This window comes from Streptomyces sp. NPDC002588, assembly GCF_040295925.1.
Classification (GTDB): domain Bacteria; phylum Actinomycetota; class Actinomycetes; order Streptomycetales; family Streptomycetaceae; genus Streptomyces.
Genome location: NZ_JBEOWF010000023.1, coordinates 40,632 through 63,467, shown reverse-complemented (window position 1 = coordinate 63,467; position 22,836 = coordinate 40,632). Strand labels below are relative to the sequence as shown.

Here is a 22,836-nt window from a genome sequence, read left to right as displayed (position 1 = left end):
GGGTCACTCCTCGTCGGCCGTGGGCACCACGACGAGGAAGGCGTCGGACTTCAGGTCCATGACCACGGTCGCGGGCCGTCCCTCCGCCCGCAGACGCGCCGCGCACTCCTCCGCCGGCCACGAGCCGCGCGGGGCTCCCGCCGGGAAGCGTTCCAGCACCTTCGCACGCATAGCGGCAGACACTCCCGTCTTCCGATCCGTATCGGACTGCTCCGTACGGTCCGTCTGCCCCGGATCACCCCGATCATGTGCACGCCCACTCGGGTGGCGGGCGCATCCGTGACCGGCCCTAGCGGGGAAGTGATCGACAGGGGGCCGTCGACACGAAGGGCCGACCACTCATGACGGAAGACGACCGCGGCACCGGACCGCTGTGCCTGGTGACCGGCGCCACGGGCTACATCGGCGGCCGGCTGGTCCCGGAACTGCTGGACGCAGGGCTGCGGGTGCGCTGCCTGGCCCGCACCCCGCAACGGCTGCGCGACCATCCGTGGTCCGGGCGGGCCGAGGTGGTCCGCGGGGACGTGACGGACGCGGATTCCGTCGCGGCCGCCATGCGGGGCGTGGACGTGGCGTACTACCTGGTGCACGCGCTGGGCTCCGGCACGGACTTCGAGGAGACAGACGCACGGGCCGCCCGGATCTTCGGCCGGGCGGCGCGGGCCGCGGGCGTACGGCGCCTCGTCTACCTGGGCGGACTCACCCCGTACGGCGTGCCGGAGCGGGAGCTGTCGCCGCATCTGCGCTCACGTGCCGAGGTCGGGCGGATCCTGCTGGCCTCGGGTGTGCCCACCGCGGTGCTGCGGGCGGCGGTGGTCATCGGCTCGGGTTCGGCCTCGTTCGAGATGCTGCGCTACCTCACCGAGCGGCTGCCCGTGATGGTCACACCGAGCTGGGTGCACACCCGGATCCAGCCGGTCGCGGTACGGGACGTGCTGCGCGCCCTGGTGGGCGCGGCCCGGATGCCGGACGAGGTCAACCGGACCTTCGACATCGGCGGCCCGGACATCCTGACGTACCGGGAGATGATGGTCCGCTACGCCGCCGTCGCGGGCCTGCCGCGCCGGCTCATCCTGCCCGTGCCGGTGCTCACCCCTGGCCTGTCCAGTCACTGGGTCGGGCTGGTGACACCGGTCCCGGCCTCGATCGCGCGGCCGCTCACCGAGTCGCTGCGCCACGAGGTGGTCTGCCGCGAGCACGACATCGCGCGGTACGTGCCGGATCCGCCCGGTCATCCGGTGGGCTTCGACGAGGCGGTCCGGCTCGCCCTGCGCCGGGTGCGCGACGCGGACGTCACCACCCGCTGGTCGTCGGCCTCGCTGCCCGGGGCCCCCAGCGATCCGCTGCCCACCGACCCGGACTGGGCCGGCGGGAGCCTCTACACCGACCACCGGGAGCTGCGGGTGGACGCCCCGCGCGCCTCGCTGTGGCGGGTGATCGAGGGAATCGGCGGGGAAAACGGCTGGTACTCCTTCCCGCCGGCCTGGGCGGTACGGGGGTGGCTGGACCGGTTGGCGGGCGGGGTGGGCCTGCGCCGGGGGCGCCGGGATCCGGCGCGGCTGCGGGTCGGCGACTCGCTGGACTTCTGGCGGGTCGAGGAGATCGAACCGGGGCGGCTGCTCAGGCTGCGGGCGGAGATGCGGCTGCCGGGCACGGCGTGGCTGGAGATGTACGCGGAGACGGACGACGCCGGGCGCACCCTGTTCCGCCAGCGCGCCCTGTTCCATCCGCACGGGCTGCTCGGCCACGCGTACTGGTGGAGCGTCTCGCCCTTCCACGCGGTCGTGTTCGGCGGAATGGCCCGCAACATCGCCCAGGCCGCGCTGGCGGACGCGGCGGCCCGGGCGCAGGAGCCCGATGACGCCGTGGAGCAGGCGCATCCGTCGGGTGCCGCCGCCCGGAAACAGCAGCGACCCCCGTCCTCCCCTCCTCCGGAGCCCCGCCCATGAACGTCTCGGTCGTCCTGTTCACCTCCGATCTTCGGCTGCACGACCACCCGCCGCTGCGCGCGGCCCTCGACGGGTCGCGCCAGGTGGTGCCGCTGTTCGTGCGCGACCGCGCGGTGGCGGCCGCGGGATTCGCCGCGCCCAACCGGCTGGCCTTCCTCGCGGACTGTCTGCGCGACCTCGACGCGGGGCTGCGCGAGCGGGGCGGCCGGCTGGTGGTGCGGTCCGGGGACCCGGTGGAGGAGGTGTGCCGGGTGGCCGCCGAGGCGGACGCCGACGAGGTCCATGTCGCGGCGGACGTGAGCGCGTACGCACAGCGCCGGGAGGAGCGGCTGCGGCGCGCCCTCGACGCCGAGGGGGTCCGGCTGCATGTGCACGGGACGGTGACGACCGTGGTCGATCCCGGTGTGCTGGCCCCGGGCTCCTCGGACCACTTCGCCGTCTTCACGCCCTACTTCCGGCACTGGTCGCAGCACCGCCTGCGGGACGCGCTCGGCGCGCCCCGGAAGGTGACTGTGCCCGAGGGAGTGGGCTCGGAGGAGCTGCCCGAGCGCAAGGCCCTGTCCGGTCTGTCGCCGGCCCTGGCCGCGGGCGGCGAGACCGAGGGCCGCGGCCGGCTCGCCGCCTGGCTGCGCTCCGGCATCGCGGCGTACGAGGACCGGCACGACGACCTGGCCGGGGACGCGACCTCCCGGCTCTCCCCGCACCTCCACTTCGGCACCCTCTCCCCCGTCGAGCTCGTGCACCGGGCGCGCGCGGCGGGCGGCCCGGGCGCGGAGGCGTTCGTACGGCAGGTCGCCTGGCGCGACTTCCACCGCCAGGTGCTGGCGGCCCGGCCGGACGCGGCGTCCGCCGACTACCGCACCAAGCACGACCGCTGGCGTTCGGAGCGGACGGCCGGCGAGGACGTGGCGGCCTGGCGGGAGGGCCGTACCGGCTATCCGGTGGTGGACGCGGCGATGCGGCAGCTGCGGCACGAGGGCTGGATGCACAACCGGGGCCGGCTGCTGACGGCGAGTTTCCTCACCAAGACGCTGTACGTCGACTGGCGCGTGGGCGCCAGGCACTTCCTGGATCTGCTGGTGGACGGGGACGTGGCGAACAACCAGCTCAACTGGCAGTGGATGGCCGGCACGGGCACCGACTCCCGGCCCAACCGGGTCCTCAACCCCGTCACCCAGGCGAAGCGGTACGACCCGGAGGGCGGGTACGTGCGGCGCTGGGTGCCGGAGCTGGCCGGGGTGGCGGGCGCGGCGGTGCACGAGCCGTGGAAGCTGCGCGGTCCGGACCGGGCGGCGCTCGACTACCCGGAACCGGTGGTCGGCCTCGCCGAGGGGCTGGCCCGCTTCAAACGGGCGCGCGGACGGGACTGAGGGACCCGGCCGCTACTACCCTCGGCTACTCAGCCCAACAGGCTGTCACATGCGAGGAGTTGAGTGTGGTCGTACAGGACGCGCAGGACACGGCCAAGCGGCTGCGGGCGATCGGCGACGAACTGGCGGACCGGTTCTACGAGCGGGACGACGTGGTGCGGACGCTGGTGGTGACGCTGCTGGCCGGACAGCACTCGTTGGTGCTCGGCCCGCCCGGCACGGCGAAGTCCGAGATGGCGCGGGAGCTCACGGGCCGGGTCGAGGGGGCGTCGTACTGGGAGATCCTCCTGTCGAAGTTCACCGCGCCGACGCGGATGTTCGGTCCCATCGACGTCGCCGCGCTGGCCCGGGGCGAGTACCGCCAGGTCTACGACGGGCGGGCCACGACCGCGCACGTCGCGTTCATCGACGAGATCTTCAAGTGCTCCACGGCGGCACTGAACGAGACACTGGGCTTCCTCAACGAGCGGATCTACCACCCCGAGAACGGCGGCGAGCCGATCCGCTGCCCCCTGATCGGGGCCATCACGGCGAGCAACGAACTGCCCGCCGGAGAGGATTCGGCCGCGATCTACGACCGGCTGCTGGTGCGGATCGAGGTCGGGTACCTGGCCGACCCGTCGAACTTCGCCGCGCTGGTCCGCTCCGCCGTCAGCCGCCCGGCGGCGCCGAGCCGGACCACCGTCGAGCTGGCCGCGCTGCAGCACGCCGTGGGCGACGCCGTCCCGGCCGTGGAGGTCCCCGACCTGATCGTCGACGCGGTGTGCACGCTCCGGGCCGCGCTGCGCCGCAGGGAACTCGTCGCCTCCGACCGCCGCTGGCGGCAGGCGGTGCGCCTGCTCCAGGCGTCCGCGTACCTCGACGGCCGGCCGGCGGTCGCCGAGACCGACCTGTCGGTGCTGACCCACGTGCTGTGGGACTCCCCCGCCGAGCGACCGACCGTCGAGCGCGAGGTGCTGCACCTGGTCAACCCCGACGCCAAGGAGGCGCTCGACCTCGCCGACGCCATCGACGAGCTGGAGGCCCAGCTCGACGCCATGGCCGGTCAGTCCCGCGAGGCGCTGAGCGAATGGGTCATCAAGAAGGCCCACAACAAGCTCGCCATGGCGGGGAAGCGGCTGGAGCAGCTGCGCGCCGAGGCGGCGGGCGCCGGCCGCTCCACCACCGCGATCGACCGGGTCACCGGCCGCCAGCGCGCGGTCCGCGCCCGCGTTCTCACCGAGGCCCTCGGCGTGGACGCGAGCACGGTGCAGGCCCAGCTCTGACCGCGGGGGATCGAGGAATCGGGACCATGGACAGAAGGACAGTGGAGGGGACGGCCGTGGACGGGACACCGGGCAGCCGGCTCGACGAGCTGGCGAGCCGGGCCGGGAAGTGGCTGGGCATGTCCGCCGCCGCTCCCGAGCGGCACACCGCGGCCGTGGTCGCGGACCGGTTCGAACGGATCACCTGGCATGACACCTACGAGCAGTCGGCCGGGCTGCGCGAGCTGGCCGAGGAGCTGAACGAGCGCCACGACCACACCACCGACCTTCTGACCGACGCGTTCCTCGCCGCCTACAAGGTCGCCCCGCGGTTGCGCGAGCGCGCGCAGATGGCCCCCTCCCGGCTGGTCAACCACCAGGTCGTCACCGCGCTGGTCGAGTCGCCGGAGTTCGCCGAGCTGCGCCGGGAGACGGCCGGGGACCCCTACGCCGCCGCCATGGCCGTACTGGCCCAGGCCGCCGCGCTGCGCCGGCTGCTGGAGCACTGCCGGGCTGCCCAGGAACACGCCGAACAGGCGAACCGGGCACGGCGGAACGCCGAAGACGCGGCCGCCTTCGTGGGCGAGGCGCTCCAGCGGGCCGCCGACACGGAGGACGGGGACGGCACGGTGCCGTCCCCGGCAGCCGACGCCGTCCTTCAGGCGATCGAGGCCGCCGAAGCCGCCGAGGCCGCCGCGGGGCAGGCCGCCCGGGACGCCGCGCGGGCCCTCGCGGCGGCGGCCCCCGGTATCGGTGCCGCCGCGCGGAGCGCGGTGGCGGGCGCCGCCCGGGCCACCCGGAACGAGGCCGCGCTGATGCGGGCGTGGGGCGTCGGTGCGGGCGAACTGGAGCGGATGCCGTTCGACCGGCGCGCACGGCTCGCCGAGCGGCTGCGAACCGGCCGGCTCGCCCGGTGGGCCGAACTGATCGGCCGCTTCCGGCAGATGGCCGACGGTGAGCGCGCCCGCAGGATGGAGAACGCCGCCGGGGAGCTGGTCGGCGTCACGCTCGGCAACGACCTCTCCCGCGTCATCCCCTCCGAGCTGGCGGGCCTCGGTCTGCCCGAGCTGCGCGCGGTGTTCGCCGCGCGCTACGCCGCCGGGGAGCTGATGCTCTACGACAGCCAGGGCGAGCAGACCACGGGGCAGGGCGCCGTCATCGCGTGCGTGGACACCTCGCACTCCATGTACGAGGCGGGGCCCGGCGGAGTCACCCGGGAGGCGTGGGCCAAGGCGTGCGCCCTGGCCCTGCTGGACCAGGCCCGCCGCGCGGGGCGCGACTTCGTCGGCATCCTGTTCTCCGCCGCCGACAAGGTCCAGGTCTTCCGCTTCCCGGCCGACCGGCCCGCGGGCACCGCCCGGGTCCTCGACTTCGCGGAGACCTTCCTCGGCGGCGGCACCAGCTACCAGCGGCCGCTGACCGTGGCCCGGGAACTTCTGGAGGAGGAGTTCGACGACGCGGCCCGCGCGCGCGGCGACATCGTGCTGATCACCGACGACGAATGCGACGTCACCGGGGAATGGATGCGCGACTGGAACCAGGCCAAGCACCTGCTGGGCTTCCGGGTGTTCGGAGTGGCCGTCGGCGCCCCGGGTGCCGCCGAGGCGGGCTCGGTCCTGGAGTCCCTGTGCGACAACCTCCGCTCCATCGAGGACCTCACCGACGTGCACGCCGCCGCCGACCTCTTCCGCCTGATCTGACCCGGTCTCCGCTGCGGCCCGCGGTGTTCACGTCGTGCCGTACGCCCCGGCCAGCGTCTCCAGGGCGTCCCCGAGTCCCGTGGGCCGGGGCAGGCCGGGGGCGGGGCGGCCGGCCCAGCCGGGGCCGCCGAGCACCACGGCCGGGGTGCGGCGGGCGCCCCTGACGCCCCAGCCGGTGGCCGCGACATGCCGGGCGAGGGGCAGGCTCGCGGTGGAACGGGCCTGGGCCCACAGCACGACGGCGGCCGGGCCGAGCCGCTGGACGGCCGCGGTGAGCGCCTCCGCGGGCACGGCGGCACCGAACATCCGCGTGGGCACGCCGAGTTCGCCGAGTCCCGCGTTCAGCGCCTCCAGCGGCAGGGTGTGCTGCTCGCCCGGCACGCAGGCCAGCAGGACCGGCCCCGGCCCGCCCGCGACGGCCTGCGGCACGACGGTCGGGGTGGAGGCGCGCAGGGCGGTGGAGACATGCCAGGACAGCAGGTGTTCGACCTCGACGTACCGGTCGCCGGACGAGGCCCACTTGCGTCCCACCGCGTGCAGCGTCGGCACCATCACCTCGTGCCACGCGGCGGTCAGACCGTGCCGTGCGACGGCCGCGGTCAGCTGCTCGGCGACGGCCGGCGCGTCGAGCCGTACGGCGGCGCGGGCCAGGCCCCGGCACTCCTGGCGGACGTCTCCGCCCAGCGGAAGCGAGCCGGCGGCCCGGGAGCGTGCCCCCGGCCCGGTGGCCGGTGGTTCGCCGGTCCCCTCCCGCGCGGCGCGGGCGGCCTCGGCGGGCGGCACCCCGGCCGAGGTCAGCCGGCACATCGCCTCCAGCACTGCCACGTCGCCCGGCCGCCAGCGGCGGTGCCGGCCGTGTCCGCGCACGGCGGGCCCGATGCCGTAGCGCCGGTCCCAGGACCGGAGGGTGGTCGGTGCCACACCCAGCCGACGGGCCAGGGCGCCGGTGGTCAGGCCGGTGTCGTCGAACGCCGCGGACTCGCTCATGGGTCGACGATACGACGCAGAAACGACGCATGTTGAGTCGTTCCGTGCGCCGCTCGCAGGATGACGGGACGGGGCAGCCCCCGCCCCCAGGGCCGTCGCGCACGTGAGGAGTCGTCGCCATGAGCCGCCAGCCGACCGCCGGCACCGTCACCGCCCTGCCGCCCGCCCCCTCCCGCGGCCGCTCCCCCGCCCCCGGCGAGGCGCTCCCCGACGAGGAGATCGCCCGGGGGCTGGTCGCGGGCGACGAGGCGTGTCTGGCCGCCGCCTACCGTCGCTGGTCCGCCCTGGTGCACACGCTCGCCCGGCGGTCTCTCGGGGACGCGAGCGAGGCGGAGGACGTCAGCCAGCAGGTGTTCCTCGGCGTGTGGCGCGGGCGGGCGGGGTACCGGCCCGAGCGCGGCGGCCTGGCGGGGTGGATCGTGGGCATCACCCGGCGCAGGATCGCCGACACGCTGGCCGCGCGTTCCCGCCGCCTCCGTCTCGCCACCGCCGCCGGGTCGGCCCTGGCCCTGGCCGACCCGGACCGCGACCGCCCCGAGGCCGCCCTCGACCGCGTCCTGGTCCGCGGCGGACTCGCCCGGCTCCCGGCTCCGCAGCAGCGGGTGCTGCGGCTCGCCTTCTACGAGGACCTCACCCAGACCCAGATCGCGGAACGCACCGGCTGGCCCCTGGGCACGGTCAAGAGCCACGCCCGGCGCGGCCTGCGGCGGCTGCGGGGCTTCCTGGAAACGGCCGCGGGCGACGGCGACGACGCGGACGCCACCCTCTCGAGTCCCTCCCGAGTCTCTTTCGACGCACAAACGGTGCGGACTGCTCACGGACATCACGCTCAACCCCTACACATAAAGAGCAAATAAGCGCAGAATGACCCTGCGCGGCGCTTACCGCACACCGCACAGAGCACACCAAGCGGTCAGGCCTGCAAGTCAAAGGAGACGAGTGATGGCCGACGTCTCGCACGGCAGAAGTGACATATCGACCCACCCCGACGTATCCGAGATGCGGGCGCGCTACGACCGCATGCTCGGCGGTCGCGACGTGGCGCTCGTGGACGGACCGGTGTTCCTGCTCGGTCTGTACTGCGCCGTGTCCCCGTGGATACTCCACTACACCACCAGCCAGCCCGCCCTCATGACCCACAATCTGATCGTCGGCATCGCGATCGGCCTGCTGGCTCTCGGGTTCACGGCCGCTCCGGCCCGCATGTACGGCCTGAGCTGGGCCATGTGCGCCCTCGGCATCTGGATGATCGTCGCGCCCTGGATCGTCGGGGACAGCCCGGACGCCGGCGTCGCGGTCAACAACATCATCATCGGCGCCCTGGCCATCCTGCTGGGCGCGCTGTGCGCCTTCACCGCGGCGAAGAGCGCCTCGAAGCCCTGACCCACCGCACCCGGAAAGAGCCGAGGCCGGCCCGTGCCCACGGGCCGGCCTCGGCGCGTCCGGAGCCGGCGACCGCGGTCCGGCCCGCCGGACACACCCGGCGGGAACCGCGTTCGGCCTGATGCAGGCGATGAGAATCAGCCATGGAGCCATCGGGGCGGGCAGCTCGTTCTTCCCGGACGAGGGCGGGTCCCTCCGGGCAGCGTCGCCGGGCCGCACGGTCCGGCGGCCTCGATCCCCCGCCGGCCTCGCCGGGCGCCGCGCCCGCGGGCCGTGTGCCGCCGCCGCTCGGCGGTGAGATGCCCTTCAGTGCCGTTGCGGCGCCTCCGCTTCCGTATGCCCGCGGAGTCCCGCCCCGACCGGTCACGGCCGCGGCTCCCTGCCGTTCGGGGCAGCCGCCTGCCCCTTCGGGCAACCATCGCCGGGAGCGCGCCCAACACGCCCTGACCAGCGGGTACTTCATGTGATGGGGGCCTCGGACCGGCATGTCTCCGATCACCGACCATGACTTGTTCGCGCTGCTTGACCGGCGGCCGCACCAGCTGTGACCGTTCTGGATGTGCCACATCCGGACCTGCGTTCCGCATTCCGGATTCCACTCCTGTCGGGAGGTTCGATGGAAATACAGCACACCACCGAGTCCAACAGCGATCTGGGCGAGCTGACCATGATCGAGATGGATGAACTGCAGGTCGGTGGATCCCCGACCGCCTACAGCTACCACGCGAAGAACGTCGACCGCTCGTCCGGGACGCCGGCGAGCTGACGCTCTCGAACTGCCCGATCGGGAAGGGGCTCACCGAGTGCGGATCGGGAATCGGATCCCTACCACGTGAGCCCCTGCGCTCTCCCCGTCATCGCAGATCGCTCCCCTGCCGCAGCAGGTCACGCTCGAACGGTCACCTCACCCATCCGGAGCAGGGACGGAACGTATGGATCTGCTGCTGGTCTTTCCGCCGCTCTCGGAAGCGACACTGTTCCCCTACCTGAGTCTGCCCTATCTCGCCGGGCACGTCCGGCGGGCCGGCTACAGCGCCGGCCAGGCCGATCTGAATCTTGAACTCGTCCATCGTCTGCTCGACCGCCCGACGCTGGAGGACCAGGCCCGCGCGCTGCACACGGCATCCGATCTGCCCTCCTGGTACCGGGCGGCCGCGGCCGACGTCTGCGCACGGCACCTGGACGAGATCAAGGGCTTCGTACGAGAGAAGGCACCCTCCCCCGTGCTCGGAGGAGTGCGCGCGGTGCGGCTGGCCAGGCAGGCCGCGCGGCTTCCCCTCGAGAAGTCCGCCCTGTCGCGCGTCTGGGACGACCTGCGGTCCCTGGACCGCGCCATGCTCCATCTGGCCGGTCTGCCGAAGGAGTCCCTCGACTTCGCGACCCGGGCTCTGTACGACCTCCTGGAGGAAACACTCGACCGCGGTGCGCCGCAAGCGGTCGGCCTGTCCTTGGCCTTCTTCAGCCAGTTGCCGCCGGCGCTGCTCATCGCCCAGTGGATACGACGTCTTCGGCCGGGTACCCCCATATGCCTGGGCGGCCAGCAGGTCATGCTGCGTCACGACGAACTGGCCGCCATGGAATCGGTCCGCTCGAGCGTGGACGCGCTGTGCACCACCGCGGGGGAAGAACCCCTGGAACGGTGGCTGGCTCACCTCGCGGGTGCCGCGCCACGCTCCGACGTACCGGGCATGCGCTGGCTCACGCCGTCGGGCGCCACGATGCCCGCCCGGCCGCCCGCCCTGCACTTCAGGGACCTCGGCGCTCCGGACTACGACGGCTTGAAAGTGCGCTCCTACCTCAATGACATCGTTGTTGTGTCGGTGGTGTCCTGTGTGGGTTGCTACTGGGGCCGCTGCGTGTTCTGTTCCTACGGCAACCGTTCCCTCGAACGGGGCTCGTACCAGCAGGCCTCGCCCGAGCAGTTGGCGAGCACGATCCAGAGCATCGTGCAGACCACGGGCATCGATTTCGTCACCGTCGTGGACGAGAACACGAACCTGCGGCTGCTCGTCCAAGCCATGCGCCTGGTGCGGGACAGCGGCCTGCGGGTCCGCTTCAACACGCGCAACCGGCTCGAACCGGTCCTCCTGGACCCCGGCTTCTGCCGGGAGTTGGCGGATCTGGGCTGCGAGGGCATGGCCGTCGGTTACGAGGGAACCTCGCAACGCATCCTGGACAAGCTGGACAAGGGCGTGCGTGCGCTCGACTTCCAGCGCATCCTCGACAACCTCGCGGCGGTCGACATACAGGTCAACTTCTCGGTGATGGGGGGCCTGCTGGACGAGACGGCCGAGGAGGCCGCCGAGTCCCTGGGCTTCCTCGAACGCAACCGGGGCAGGTTCGCCATCGACGTCCTGGAGCTCATGGTCGTCGAACCCGGTACCCGCCTCGCCGCCGACCCCGGCCTCCACGGACTGGTCCTCGGGGCATCCGGGTCACTGGCGGACAACCGGGAACTCAACTACCTCGGCGGCAGAGTCGGCCGGCCGCACGCGGTCCCCGGCGGGGCCGGGCGGCCGGAGGCGCTGCAACGACTGAGAAAAGTAAGGCACATGGGATCCGCGCCGCAGCCCCCGGCAGCGCCACGGCTCCCCGCGGAACGAAGCGCGCCGACCGAGCCGGCCGTCCTGTTCCCACAGTCCTGGGTGCGTGTCGTTCCCAAGCGTCTCAGCCCGGACACCGGTTCGCTGCTCCTGGCCGACCTCGTCCGGGAGCAGGTCTACTCCCTGCCGGACGAACACGTGGTGTGCGACCCCGAACCGGGGGGTCCGCTGATCGCCCTGAGCCCGCACGGCCGGCGTCTGCTCGACAAACTCCGCATCGCAGAAGCCGGCCGGATCTGAAGGAGCCCCGAGTGCACATCACGCTCGTCAACATGCCCTGGGCGTCGATCGACTTCCCCTCACTCGCCCTCGGCATACTCAAGCGCCGTGTCGCGGACGAGTTCGAGGACAGCCGGGTCGACGTCGTCCACGCCAACCTCGACTTTCTGGACTGGATCACCGAGCGCGCGGGACTGACGCGGGCGGAGTACGAGTTCTGCTGGAGTTCGTACTTCACGGGGTACAGCGAGTGGATCTTCTCCTCCGCTCTCTACGACGACCCTTACTGGCGCAACTCCGAGTTCGCCGATCTGGTCCTCGGGACCGTTCCCGAGCCGATGCTCGCCAAGGGCAGGGTGCTGCACGCCCTGGCACCCGAGTACGTGGCCTACCTCGTCGGAAGGATCATCGCCGACGGTCCGGACGTCGTCGCCTTCTCGACGACCTTCGCCCAGAACAGCGCGGTGCTGGCCGCGGCCCGGCTGGTGAAGAGACTCGCGCCGCACATCACGGTGGTGCTCGGCGGAGGGAACTGCGACGGTCCCCAGGGCGCCGCGCTGCACAGGGGATTCCCCTTCGTCGACTTCGTCTGCCGCGGTGAGGGCGAGGTCGCCTTCACCCGGCTCCTGGCCTGTGTCCGGGACGGGGCCGATCCCTCCGGCATCCCCGGCCTGTGCTGGCGGGACGCGCAGGGGACGTCGCACGCCAACCCGATGAGTGCGGCCCCGCTGCCACCGTCGGCGTTGGTCACGCCGGACTACACGGACTACTTCGAGCAGCACGCGGCGTCACGGGCCGGATCCCTGGCCGAACCCCACCTGGTGGTGGAGAGTTCGCGCGGCTGCTGGTGGGGCCAGAAGCACCACTGCACGTTCTGCGGTCTCAACGGCTCCTTCATGGAGTTCCGCAGCAAGAGCCCCGACCGGTTCGTGGACGAACTCCTCGAGATGTCCGAACGCCATCGCGTACTGAATGTGGCCGTGGCGGACAACATCCTCGACATGGCGTACCTGAGATCGGCCGTCCCCAGGCTCGTCGAGGCGGGGTACGACCTGCGGATCAGCTACGAGATCAAGTCCAACATGCGCCGTGAACAGCTCGCGTCGCTGATCGAGGCAGGCATCCACTATGTGCAGCCCGGCATCGAAAGCCTCAGCGGCCGGGTGCTGGGGCTGATGGACAAGGGGGTGACCGGGTGCCAGAACGTCCGCATGCTGCGCGACGCCCAGTCGGTCGGCCTGGGAGTCGTGTGGAACTACCTGTTCGGATTCCCCGGGGAGACGGAGGAGGACTACGACTCCGTGATCCGCCAACTCCCCGCCCTCCAGCACCTCACGCCGCCGGACGGTGCCACACGCATCGCCATCGAACGCTTCAGCCCCTACTTCAACCGGCCGGAACTCGGTTTCGGCGACCTCCGGCCGGCGGCCCACTATGCGGTGATCTACGACCTTCCGGAACGGGACCTCCATGACATGGCGTACGTCTTCGACGCCGCGCACCAAGGGATCTCGGCGGTCTTCGCGGAACGCCTTCAGAAGGCGGTCGACACCTGGCGCGGCTCGTACGCCCACGGGCGGCTGACCCAGTGCGACCTGGGCGACAGCGTCGTACTCGCCAACACCCGGCCGGGATTCGACTGGCGGAGCATGTGTATCGAGGGCTGGGAGCTCTCCGCGTTCCGTCTGCTGGAGAACCCGCACACACCGCAGGTGCTCACCCGGAAGCTGCACGCGGAGGGCCACGCCGTCACCGACGAGGACGTCTGCCGGCTCATCGACCGCTGGCGGGCACACGGGGTGCTGTTCGAGGACGGAGGCCAGATCGTCCATGTGGTTCCCGTGGCCGCGAACCAGGATCTGCTGCGCTGGGTCACCGCCGAGAACGCTCCGGCCCTCGTGCCCGCGTTGTTGGCCGACGACGTGCCCCGGGGCACGTCCGGGGACACGTCCGGCTTGCGGTGCTGGCGCGAACGGGACTCGGAGGTCTGCGGGACGAGCCGTATGCGGCTCGCCGACGTGCCCTACGACCCGGTGCCCGCACGCACCCTGTCACGGCTGGCCGAGCTGGACGTCCAGCATGTCGCCCTCCCCGGACCCGTGCTTCTCCCGCACGGCCCTGACGACGACGCGGAGAACGCGGTCAGGGCTCTCGCCCACGTCCGGGAGATGACGGGACACGGCATATCGGTCGACTGGGACGTCGACCTCGGCCCGGACACCGAGCGGTGGCGCCTGTTCAGTCACCTCCATCCTCCGCGCACCGTGGCCGGTCCCGGTGGAGACGCCATCGCGGAGCAGTGGCGGGCCGCGTTCCACACGAACAAGTGCGGCTACCGCAGGGGCAAGGGCTTCATCGAGATCAATGACCACCGGCACGGAGCGCAACGGCGGATCGTCATGGGCAATCCGAACGAGGGGAAACTCTCCGCACTCCTGGCCGGCGCGCCGGTCGCCGACTTCCGGCCGGAGGAGATCGCGGGGTTCCTGAGGGCGGGCCTCGTACACCGCGCGGGTTCCCTGCTGTGGTGGCTGCCCTCGCGCATCCGTCGCTGGCCAGGAGTGGTCTGACATCGGAAGGCGACTGCTCATGGACGACAGGGAAGCCACACCACCGCTGCGGTCCCTCACCTCGCACGAGTGGGACCACACCTACGCCTCGTCACCAGCCCACTGGGACGAGGAACCCCATCCCGTGCTGGGCGGACTCCTGGCGGAGCACGCCCCTGCGCCGCGGAGGGTACTGGATGTCGGCTGCGGCCTGGGTGCCACCGCACGGTGGCTCGCCGAACGGGGCTACACAGTGACGGCCTGCGACTTCTCCGCACACGCGGTCGCCGAGGCGGACCGCCGCACCGCCCCGGAGGCAGGTGTCCGGTACGAGGTCGCGGACATCACCCGGCCTGGGACTGTGGACGTCTTCCCGGTGGTCCTGGACCGCGGCGTTCTGCACACCTGCCCGACCGATCGCGAGCGCCGCGCGTTCGCGGCGGGGATGGCCCGCGCCTGCGGTCCCGGCGGTCTGTGGCTGCACGTCGGGGCCGCGGCCCCGGATCCGGAGACGGCTCTCGACCAGACGTACGGTCCCTCCTGGACGACCGAGGAGACGTTCCTGAAGGCGGTGTCCCCCTGGTTCACCGTCGTCCGTCTGACGATGGCCGACTTCGGCCGCCGGGCGGGCATCACGGACTGGCCGGCCCGGTATGCCGTACTGCGCCGCGTCGACCACTCCCATCCCTGAGGGAAGGCCGACGGCCGGGGCTGAGCGGGCAGCCCCGGCCGTCGGCGTTCCTGTTCGTCAGCTGACGTTGAGCGCGGTGTCGTCGATCACGAACGACGTCTGGAGGGTGGACCCCTCCGTGCCGGTGAACTTGAGGGTCACCGTCTGCCCCGCGTAGCTCGCCAGGCTGAAGCTGCGCTGGGTGTAGCCGCTGGCGGCGTTGAGGTTGGAGTAGGTCGCCAGCGTGCTCAGGACGGTGCCGGAGCTGTTGAGGACCTGAACCTTGAGGGTGTCGTAGGCCGTGCTGGTGGTCGTCTCCGCCGTGTCGATGTGCAGATAGAAGCTGAGGGCGGCGGTGGTGCAGCCGGACGGGATGGTCACCGACTGCGAGAGCGTGTCGGTGGTCGCGGTGCCGTAGCCGTCCAGCCAGGCGTAGTAGGAGCCCGAACGGGCCGACTGGCTGCTGGAGTTGGTGATGACGCCGCTGGTGGCGCTCCAGGTGGTGGCGCCGGACTCGAAGCCGTTGTTGCCGAGGAGCTGGGTGGCGGTGCAGGTGCCGCCGTCGTCACCGCCCCCGTCGTCACCGCCGCCGCTGCCGCTCGCGCCGGCGAGCCACTCGGTGCCGTTCAGGGCGAGGGCGGCGTTGGTGGCCCCGGTGTCGTTCCAGCCGTCGTAGAGCGTGTTGCCGGACTGGCCGGTGCCGTCGTCGATGGGCGAACTGTCACCCCAGAAGGCGACCCGGCCGCTGCCGAAGGTGCTGGTGGCGAAGAAGGCGCCGGTGTTGCCGGAGTAACCGCTGCGGTAGAGCAGGCCCTTGACGCTGGAGTTGTCGGCGGGCTTGAGGGTGGCGGTGGTGCCGCTGGCGATGAGGCTCTTGGTGACGGTGCCGAAGGAGCCGTGCAGCACGGGGTCGGTGCTGTCGCTGATGGCGGCCGGGTAGCCGGAGCTGATGCTGAGGGTGTCGACCGAGAAGCCGAACGGGTCGGTGGAGTCGACGCTGTTGTTCGTCATCAGGTCGTTGAAGATCTCGACGGCGTCATAGCCGTCGTTGTTGCGGTCGGCGCCGGTGTGGTCGGAGATCATGAACAGACCGCCGCCGTTCTTCACGAAGTTCATGATCGCCGTCTTCTCGGCGGTGGTGAACAGCGTGTTGGGCTCCGGCAGGACCAGCGTGTCGAAGTTCGACAGGTCGGTCGTCGACGAGCCGCCGTAGGTGAGGGCGCTCGTCGCGGTCTTGATGCTGTAGTCGCCCGTCTTCTGCAGGGCGACGCCCCAGGACGACAGCGCGCCGGTCCAGTCCGTCTCCGAGGACGGGGAGGAGTCCTCGGACAGCGGGTCGGGCTTGCTGGTAGAGACGATCCAGTCGGCGTTGCCGGCCTCCTCGGCGTGGCCGTCGTCGAACAGGATGCGGTGGGGGGTGGCCGCCGCGGCGGGCGTGGCGGTGGCACTGACCTGGAGCGCGGCAGCGGTGACGAGCAGTCCGAAGCCGGCCAGGACGGTGGTGACCTTACGGCGGGATCTCTGTGATCCGGGCATCCGGCGTACCTCCGTGAGGGGGTGGGGAAACGAGGGTGCGGGCGCCAATCTGCGCGCGTAGACCCGGAATTGAAGGGTTCTACACGCGTGGAACGATTGAAAGGTACATGGCATGGCGGTGCAATGAACATCAAGCACGGGCAATAACGCGAACGATTCCGTCGGCAATCTCCCGCCCGGGAAGCGGAACGGAGTGCGCCACCCCGCAGCGGGCACAAGCAGAGCAACGAGGTCTCGCTAGAGGAGGGGCGGAGATGGAGATCGGCGGCATCATCAGTGCCATATTCATCGGCATCGTCATCGGCGTCCTGGGCCGGCTCGTGGTCCCGGGCCGTCAGCGCATCGGCGTGCTGTGGACGATCCTGGTCGGCATCGTGGCCGCGCTGATCGGCTCGGCGATCGCCGCCGGCCTGGGCGTGGCCGACACCAAGGGCGTCGACTGGGTCGAGTGGCTCATCCAGATCGCGCTGGCCGCGGTCGGTGTGACGGCTCTGGACCGGGCCAAGGCCCGGCGCTGAGCGTTTCCGGGCCGGCACGTCCTGCGACGTGTCCGGCCCGGTCCGAGGCGTGGTGCGGGGCGGGGTGCGACGAGGGTGGTCACGGCCTGTAAACGTAAGGCGTGGTCGTGCCCAGTGGCGCGAAACCGAGCCGCTCCAGGATGGGGCGGCTCTGGTCGGAGGCGTCGACCTGAAGGTAGCGGTAGCCGCGCTCGGCGGCGATACGGGCCCGGTGGGCGACCAGGGCGCGGTAGATTCCGCGGCCGCGCCAGGCCGGGGCGGTGCCGCCGCCCCAGAGTCCGGCGAAGCTCGTGCCCGGAATCAGCTCCATGCGGGCCGAACTCACCGGCTCGTCCCCGGCGAGAACGACCACGGCCACGATCGTCTCCGGGGCGGCCGCGAGCCGGGCGAGCACGAGATCCCGCAGCCACGATCCGTCGCGGCCGAACGCCTTCGCGTTGGCCTCGACCATCAGCTCGACCCCCGCCCGGTCGGTCACCGGCACGATGCGCAGCCCCTCCGGCGGCGCGGCGTCGACCAACTGGTCGCTCGTCTCGCCGATCATCAGGGTCTCCTCCGGCTCGGCCTCGAACCCGGCGTCCGTCAGCCGTTGTCCGAGGTCGCCGGGCCGGTCGTGGCTGTACTTCTTCCACTCGAACTCCCGGCCGAGCCCGCCGAAGAAGGCGACCTGCTCGGCTATCGCCGCGTCGGCGCTGCCGGCGTCGAGGTCCGACCACAGCACGCCGTTCCACCCGCCCTCACCGCCGACATGGCGCACCACGCCACCGGTCCGCTCGACACGGGAGTCGGAGCTCTCGGGGCGGGCGCCTTCGCGCATGTCCCGGTCGTACAGGGCGAGTACCGCGGCATGATCCATGCGTCCACTCCACCACCGCGCCGCCGCCCCCACAACGGAATTACCGCGCGCGACCGCAGGTCCCCCGTCCGGCGGGGGCCTGCGGATCCTCGCGGCCGCCGGTTCAGCGCTCCGCGCGCGGGCGGAACCTGCGGTAGAGCACCACTCCGCCCAGCACCATGGCCGTGCTGCCGGCGAAGGCCGACAGGGTCGTGCCCGCGCCTGTGTGGGCCAGCGACGACATGGGGTGGGCCATGGGCCGGGACGCGACCGGGGTCCGGAGCGTCGTGGCGGGCGGGGTGGTCTGCGGGACGGTCCGCGGGCCGGGGTGCTGGGGCTCGGGCTCGGGGGCCGACGGATGGTTCCTCGGCGGCTCGGGTGCGGGCTCGGCGGGACCGGAGGGCTTTCCGCCCGGCGCGTTCACGGACTCGTTGCCGATGGCCGGGTTCGCGATCCCGACGACGTTCACGCTGTTGCCGCTGAGGTTCACCGGGAGCTGGACCGGCAGCTGGAGGCCGTCGCCGGAGACGACACCGGGCGAGCCGGCCGTCTCGCCGTACGCATCGGACCCGCCGTACGCACTGCCCCCGCCGTACGCACCGTCCTCGCTGTGGGTGCCCGACCCGCCGTGGGTGCCCGACCCGCCGTGGGTGCTCGACCCGGCGTGCGTGCTCGACCCACCCCGCGAGGCCGATCCGGCCTGCGTGCTCGACCCGGCACGAGTCGTCGAGCCGGCGTTCGTCGCCGCCGGTCCGCCCCGCGTGGACGAACCACCCCGCGTGCTCGACCCGCCCTTCGCGGTCGACCCGGCGGCCGGTGCGGTCCTCGCGCCTGTGCCCCGGTTCGCGCAGGCGTTGCCCGCGGCCGGGTTCAGCGCGCCCGCCACGTTGACGGTGTTGCCGCACAGGTTGACCGGCAGGTGCACCGGCAACTGGACGCCGTTGCCGGAGACGACACCGGGCGAGCCGGCCTCGATGCCGGCCGCGGAGGAGTCGGCGAACGCCGGCAGCGTCACGGCGGCCATCGCGCCGGAGGCGGCCGCTACAGCGATCACACCGTTTCGGGTAGCCCGTCTCATGGGTTCCCTGCCTTCCAGACATGGTCGCGGGCACTCACCCGCACCGGATAAAACGCGGGCGAACCGGCCGAGTTATGCCCAATCCGTCATTCACCCCATCGGGTGCCCCGCGTCGAACCGTCCCTGCCGCCCGGACCGGCCGCCCGGACCGGGCTCCCCGGGCCGCCCTCCACGGGCACGCGCCCGTCCGGAGGCGAGCCGTCCGACCGCCGCTTATCGTGATCCGAGGCCCGTTTTCCGGTCCGCTGCGGGGGCGTCCCTGGAGGCACTGATGCTGGCCATGCTGTCGACGCGGCCCGGGCGGCGCCGCCGCGCGTTCGCCACGGGCGCCGCCCTGACCGTGCTGGGCGCGGGACTGCCGACCGCCACGGCGGCCGCCGCGGACGGGGAACCCCTCTCCGCCCTGTCCCGGTTCTACGAACAGAAGGTCGTCTGGTCCACCTGCGAGTTCGACGACGTCCCCAAGGACCTCCAGTGCGGCAAGGTGACCGTGCCCCTCGACTACGCGCGCCCCGGGGCCGGCACCCTCGACCTGGCTCTCGCGCGCTATCGGGCCACCGGCGACAAACGGGGCTCGGTGCTGCTGAACTTCGGCGGTCCCGGCGGTGCGGGGGTTCCCCAACTCGCCTACGGCGGCAAGGACTTCATGGAGCTGACCGACGGCTACGACGTGGTCTCCTTCGACCCCCGGGGCATCGGCCGCTCCTCGCCCGTCAGCTGCGGGGACGGGGCGGACGAAGAAGGCCTGGGCGCCCTGGAGGGCGGCTCGGCGTCCGGCGATCCGCGGGCCCTCCTGGCGAAGCTGAAGAAGACGGCCGCCGCCTGCGCCAGGCACTCCGGGCCCGTCCTGCCGTACATCGGCACGGTGAACGCGGCCCGCGACATGGACGTGATACGCCGGGCACTGGGCGACAAGAAACTCAACTTCCTGGGCTTCTCCTACGGCACCCGGCTCGGCGCGGTCTACGCGGCGCAGTTCCCGCACAAGGTGGGCCGGATGGCCCTGGACGGGGTCGACACCCTCACCGAGCCGCTCACGGAACAGGGGCTGGCGGGCGCGCGGGGGCAGCAGGTGGCGCTGGACGACTTCGTCGGCTGGTGCGTGGAGGACATCGCCTGCCCCCTCGGCCAGGATCCGCGCACGGCCCGGGAGGAGGTGGTCCGGCTGGTCCGCTCGCTCGACGAGGATCCGGTGCCGTCCGATCTCGGCCCCGACTTCACCGGCCAGGACCTGGTGAGCGCCCTCGCGCAGGGGCTCTACAGCAAGGAGCTGTGGCCGTCGCTGGAGCGGGCCATCGCCCGGCTCGTCGAGGACGGCGACGTCGGCGGGGTCTCGGACCTCGCGACCGGCGGCATGGTCTTCCCGACACGCGCCCGCGGCTCCGCCGAGCCCTCCCCCAGTCCGTTGACCGACGCGGAGGACGTCCCGCTGGACAACCTGCCGGCGGCGCTGATGGCGGTCAACTGCGCCGACGACCCCGACCGCCCCAGCGCCGAGCGGATCACCGCGAACCTCGAGAACCTGCGGGCCGCCTACGACGCGGCGTCACCGGTCTTCGGGCAGTACCGGCTGACCGAGGTGCTGCTGTGCTACGGCCGCCCCCGCGGCACGGACTACATCCGGGACGAGGTGAAGGACCTGGACACGCCGGACATGCTCCTGGTCGGCACCCGCGGCGACCCGGCGACGCCGTACCGCTGGACCGAGGAGACGGCCGAGCGGCTGGGCGACTCCGCCGTGGTGCTGGACAACAGGAGCGAGGGCCACACCGGCTACGGGACCTCCACCTGCGTACACCGCAAGATCGACGACTTCCTGCTCTACGGCTCGCTGCCGCCGGACGGCAGTTCCTGCGGACCGGACGAGGACGGCCACTGAGTGCGCGGGTACCTGCCCTGGGCGCTCGTCGTCCTGTGCGCGGGCGTGGCGTCGGCCACGGCGTCGGCGGGATCCGCCCTGTGGTGGTGTGCGGCCGGTCCGCTGCTGGTCCTCACCGTCCTGGGCGGACGGGACCTGCTGCAGCGCCGGCGCCCGGTGGTGCGCACCCATCCCCTGGTCGGACGGCTGCGGTACCCGGCGGCCGTCCCGCGCGGCACCCGGCGCGCGGCGGAGGAGGACGGGCACGGGGACGAGTTCTTCGTGCCGTCGATGAACCCCCTCCGGCCGCCCGCGGAGCCGCCGACGGTGCGGGTGGGCGGGCCCGACTGCAGGCTGCCGTACGACATGGCCCTGCTGAACGTGTCCGCGATGAGTTTCGGGGCGCTGTCCGCGCGGGCGGTGCTCGCGCTCGGCCGGGGCGCTGCGCTGGGGCGTTTCGCGCAGGACACCGGGGAGGGCGGCCTGTCGGACCACCATCTGCGCGGCGGCGGGGATCTCGTCTGGGAGATCGGCACGGGCTACTTCGGCTGCCGCACCTGCGACGGGGACTTCGACGCGCGGCAGTTCGCCGACAAGGCGGCGCTGCCCGAGGTGAAGTGCGTGTCGCTGAAGCTCTCGCAGGGTGCCGGTGCGCGCGCCTCGGTGCTGCCGGGGGCGAAGGTGAGCGCCGAGGTCGCCCGGGAGCGGGGCGTCCCGGTGGGTGGGACGGTGGTCTCGCCGCCGTCCCACCGGGTGTTCTCGACCCCGCGTGAGCTGGTGCTGTTCCTCGCCCGGATCCGGGAGCTGGCGGGCGGCAAGCCGACCGGCCTCAAGCTGTGCGTGGGGTCGCGGCGGCAGTTCCTCGCGGTGTGCCGGGCGATGCTCGCGGAAGGCGTGACGCCCGACTTCATCGTGGTGGACGGTTCGGAGGGCGGGACCGGGGCGGGGCCGTCCGGGGCGGCGGACCGCCTCGGGCTGCCGCTCACCGAAGGGCTGATCACCGTGCACAACGCGCTCGTCGGCACCGGCCTCAGGGACCGGATCCGGATCGGGGCGAGCGGCGGGGTGGCGACCGGACCCGACGTCGTCAGGCGGCTCGTCCAGGGCGCCGACTACACCAACGCGGCCCGCGCGATGATGTCCGTGGCCGGCTGCGTCCGGACCCGCCGCTGCCACACCGGCAGCTGCCCGGCCGGCATCGCCACCCACGACCCGTGGCGGACGCGGGGGGTGGACGTCGGCGACACGTCACGGCGCGTCCACCACTACCAGCGGGCGACGGTCCTGGCCGCCGTCCGGATCATGGCGGCGATGGGCGTACCGGAGCCGGCCGGGCTGACCCCGGCCCACCTGCTGCGCCGCACGGACCCCACGACGGTCCGCTCCTACGCCGAGCTCTACGAGTGGCTCGAGCCGGCGGCCCTGCTGAACGGCCCCCCGGCCTCCTGGACCACGGACTGGGCGACGGCGGACCCGGACACCTTCGGCTGAGGGCTGTCGCGCCCGCCGGGGATCACGGGACAGCGCTTAGGGCCCTAAGGCCGGTCCGCGGTCGGGCTCACGAAGGCGGCGATGGCGGCGGTCAGTTCGGCCGGCTTCTCCACGGGCAGCTCGTGGCCGGCGTCCAGGATGCGGACGACGGCGTCCGGGTACGCCTTCGCCATCCGCAGCATCTGCCGCACCGGCAGCTGGATGTCGTGGTAGCCGTGGATCATCAGGGTGGGGGTCTGGATCTCGCCGACCCGGTCCAGGACGTCGAAGGCCCGCATGGCGCCGTACAGCGTCATGACGACCTCGCGCGGGGTGTCGGCGGAGGACCTGACGTACGCGCGGATCTCGTCCTTCGGGTATCCGGGGGCGAAGGCGCGCTGGATGTTGGCGGCGACGAACAGCTTGAAGGGGACGAGGGTGGAGACGGCCATCAGCAGGCCGCGGCCCCGGCTGAAGGCCATCCGCGCGATGGAGTTCACCAGGACCAGGCGTTCGACCCGCTCGGGGTGGGACAGGGCGACGGTCTGCGCGATCATCCCGCCCATCGAGTGGCCGACCAGCACGCACCGCTCGATCTTCAGGTGGTCCAGCAGGGCGAGGAGGTCCTTCGCGAGTTCTTCGACGGTCTTCACGCCCGCCCCGTCGCTCTCGCCGTGCCCCCGCAGGTCGAACCGGACCACCCGGCGCTCCGCGGCGAAGTGGGCGAGCTGGTGGTCCCAGCGGCGCCGGTTCGCGGTCCAGCCGTGCACGAACACCAGGGGCACCCCGCCGCCGCCGCGCGGGCCCTCGTCGTCGTACGTCAGTCTCGCGCCGTCGACTTCGAGCTGCGGCATGGTGCCTCCTGCG

The 22,836-nt window shown here is 72.5% G+C and carries 19 protein-coding genes; 13 read left to right on the top strand and 6 right to left on the bottom strand.

The genetic code is table 11. The features are described 5' to 3' along the window. Nucleotides 1–3 precede the first annotated feature (3 nt). Entirely contained in the window at nt 4–171 is a 168-nt protein-coding gene (locus tag ABT057_RS25850; RefSeq protein WP_352345958.1) for a DUF8839 family protein, read from the bottom strand. 170 nt (nt 172–341) lie between these two features. Here ABT057_RS25850 and ABT057_RS25845 point away from each other — a divergent pair, with 170 nt between their 5' ends. The 4 genes from ABT057_RS25845 (at nt 342) to ABT057_RS25830 (ending at nt 6,263) form a co-directional block, all read left to right on the top strand. Then, the gene (locus tag ABT057_RS25845; protein ID WP_352345957.1) at nt 342–1,949 is read left to right on the top strand and encodes an SDR family oxidoreductase; all 1,608 of its coding nucleotides are present in this window, start codon (nt 342–344) and stop codon (nt 1,947–1,949) included. Beyond that, nucleotides 1,946–3,319 (top strand): cryptochrome/photolyase family protein, encoded by a 1,374-nt coding sequence (locus tag ABT057_RS25840; RefSeq protein WP_352345956.1) that lies wholly within the window; start codon nt 1,946–1,948, stop codon nt 3,317–3,319. Before ABT057_RS25845 ends, ABT057_RS25840 begins: the two co-directional genes overlap by 4 nt. A 65-nt stretch (nt 3,320–3,384) precedes the next feature. Continuing rightward, nucleotides 3,385–4,584, top strand: coding sequence for an AAA family ATPase (locus ABT057_RS25835; RefSeq protein ID WP_352345955.1), 1,200 nt, complete (start codon nt 3,385–3,387; stop codon nt 4,582–4,584). 26 nt (nt 4,585–4,610) lie between these two features. Then, nucleotides 4,611–6,263, top strand: a complete 1,653-nt coding sequence (locus ABT057_RS25830; protein WP_352345954.1) for a VWA domain-containing protein — start codon at nt 4,611–4,613, stop codon at nt 6,261–6,263. 27 nt (nt 6,264–6,290) lie between these two features. Here the strand turns inward: ABT057_RS25830 and ABT057_RS25825 are convergent, their stop codons facing one another. Continuing rightward, nucleotides 6,291–7,250 carry a MerR family transcriptional regulator gene (locus tag ABT057_RS25825; protein ID WP_352345953.1) on the bottom strand — a complete coding sequence of 320 codons (960 nt, stop codon included), beginning with the start codon at nt 7,248–7,250 and terminating at the stop codon, nt 6,291–6,293. A gap of 119 nt (nt 7,251–7,369) precedes the next feature. Here ABT057_RS25825 and ABT057_RS25820 point away from each other — a divergent pair, with 119 nt between their 5' ends. The 6 genes from ABT057_RS25820 to ABT057_RS25795 all read left to right on the top strand — a co-directional run bounded on the left by ABT057_RS25820 (nt 7,370) and on the right by ABT057_RS25795 (nt 14,695). Then, the gene (locus ABT057_RS25820; protein ID WP_352345952.1) at nt 7,370–8,107 is read left to right on the top strand and encodes a sigma-70 family RNA polymerase sigma factor; all 738 of its coding nucleotides are present in this window, start codon (nt 7,370–7,372) and stop codon (nt 8,105–8,107) included. A gap of 85 nt (nt 8,108–8,192) precedes the next feature. Then, nucleotides 8,193–8,633 carry an SPW repeat protein gene (locus tag ABT057_RS25815; protein ID WP_352345951.1) on the top strand — a complete coding sequence of 147 codons (441 nt, stop codon included), beginning with the start codon at nt 8,193–8,195 and terminating at the stop codon, nt 8,631–8,633. 616 nt (nt 8,634–9,249) lie between these two features. Next, nucleotides 9,250–9,399, top strand: a complete 150-nt coding sequence (locus ABT057_RS25810; protein ID WP_352345950.1) for a hypothetical protein — start codon at nt 9,250–9,252, stop codon at nt 9,397–9,399. A 166-nt stretch (nt 9,400–9,565) separates the two neighbouring features. After that, nucleotides 9,566–11,476, top strand: coding sequence for a B12-binding domain-containing radical SAM protein (locus tag ABT057_RS25805; RefSeq protein WP_352345949.1), 1,911 nt, complete (start codon nt 9,566–9,568; stop codon nt 11,474–11,476). 11 nt (nt 11,477–11,487) lie between these two features. Then, nucleotides 11,488–14,025, top strand: a complete 2,538-nt coding sequence (locus ABT057_RS25800; RefSeq protein ID WP_352345948.1) for a RiPP maturation radical SAM C-methyltransferase — start codon at nt 11,488–11,490, stop codon at nt 14,023–14,025. Nucleotides 14,026–14,044: 19 nt separating this feature from the next. Further along, a complete protein-coding gene (locus tag ABT057_RS25795; protein ID WP_352345947.1) occupies nt 14,045–14,695 on the top strand; it encodes a class I SAM-dependent methyltransferase in 651 nt (216 codons plus the stop codon). Between the two features lie 57 nt (nt 14,696–14,752). Here the strand turns inward: ABT057_RS25795 and ABT057_RS25790 are convergent, their stop codons facing one another. Next, the gene (locus ABT057_RS25790; RefSeq protein ID WP_352345946.1) at nt 14,753–16,210 is read right to left on the bottom strand and encodes a hydrolase; all 1,458 of its coding nucleotides are present in this window, start codon (nt 16,208–16,210) and stop codon (nt 14,753–14,755) included. A 254-nt stretch (nt 16,211–16,464) separates the two neighbouring features. Here ABT057_RS25790 and ABT057_RS25785 point away from each other — a divergent pair, with 254 nt between their 5' ends. Continuing rightward, nucleotides 16,465–16,728 (top strand): GlsB/YeaQ/YmgE family stress response membrane protein, encoded by a 264-nt coding sequence (locus ABT057_RS25785; RefSeq protein WP_352345945.1) that lies wholly within the window; start codon nt 16,465–16,467, stop codon nt 16,726–16,728. Between the two features lie 79 nt (nt 16,729–16,807). Here the strand turns inward: ABT057_RS25785 and ABT057_RS25780 are convergent, their stop codons facing one another. Together ABT057_RS25780 and ABT057_RS25775 are read right to left on the bottom strand one after the other, a co-directional pair. Next, nucleotides 16,808–17,584: a GNAT family N-acetyltransferase gene (locus tag ABT057_RS25780; RefSeq protein WP_352345944.1), complete on the bottom strand. Its 777-nt coding sequence runs from the start codon at nt 17,582–17,584 to the stop codon at nt 16,808–16,810. A 103-nt stretch (nt 17,585–17,687) separates the two neighbouring features. Continuing rightward, the gene (locus ABT057_RS25775) at nt 17,688–18,617 is read right to left on the bottom strand and encodes a chaplin (RefSeq protein WP_352345943.1); all 930 of its coding nucleotides are present in this window, start codon (nt 18,615–18,617) and stop codon (nt 17,688–17,690) included. Between the two features lie 295 nt (nt 18,618–18,912). Between ABT057_RS25775 and ABT057_RS25770 the strand changes: the two genes are divergently transcribed. Continuing rightward, entirely contained in the window at nt 18,913–20,520 is a 1,608-nt protein-coding gene (locus tag ABT057_RS25770; protein ID WP_352345942.1) for an alpha/beta hydrolase, read from the top strand. Further along, on the top strand, nt 20,521–21,990 hold the full coding sequence (locus tag ABT057_RS25765; protein ID WP_352345941.1) for a glutamate synthase-related protein: 1,470 nt from the start codon (nt 20,521–20,523) through the stop codon (nt 21,988–21,990). 44 nt (nt 21,991–22,034) lie between these two features. Here ABT057_RS25765 and ABT057_RS25760 read toward each other — a convergent pair whose 3' ends face one another. Continuing rightward, the gene (locus ABT057_RS25760; RefSeq protein ID WP_352345940.1) at nt 22,035–22,823 is read right to left on the bottom strand and encodes an alpha/beta fold hydrolase; all 789 of its coding nucleotides are present in this window, start codon (nt 22,821–22,823) and stop codon (nt 22,035–22,037) included. Nucleotides 22,824–22,836: the final 13 nt, after the last annotated feature.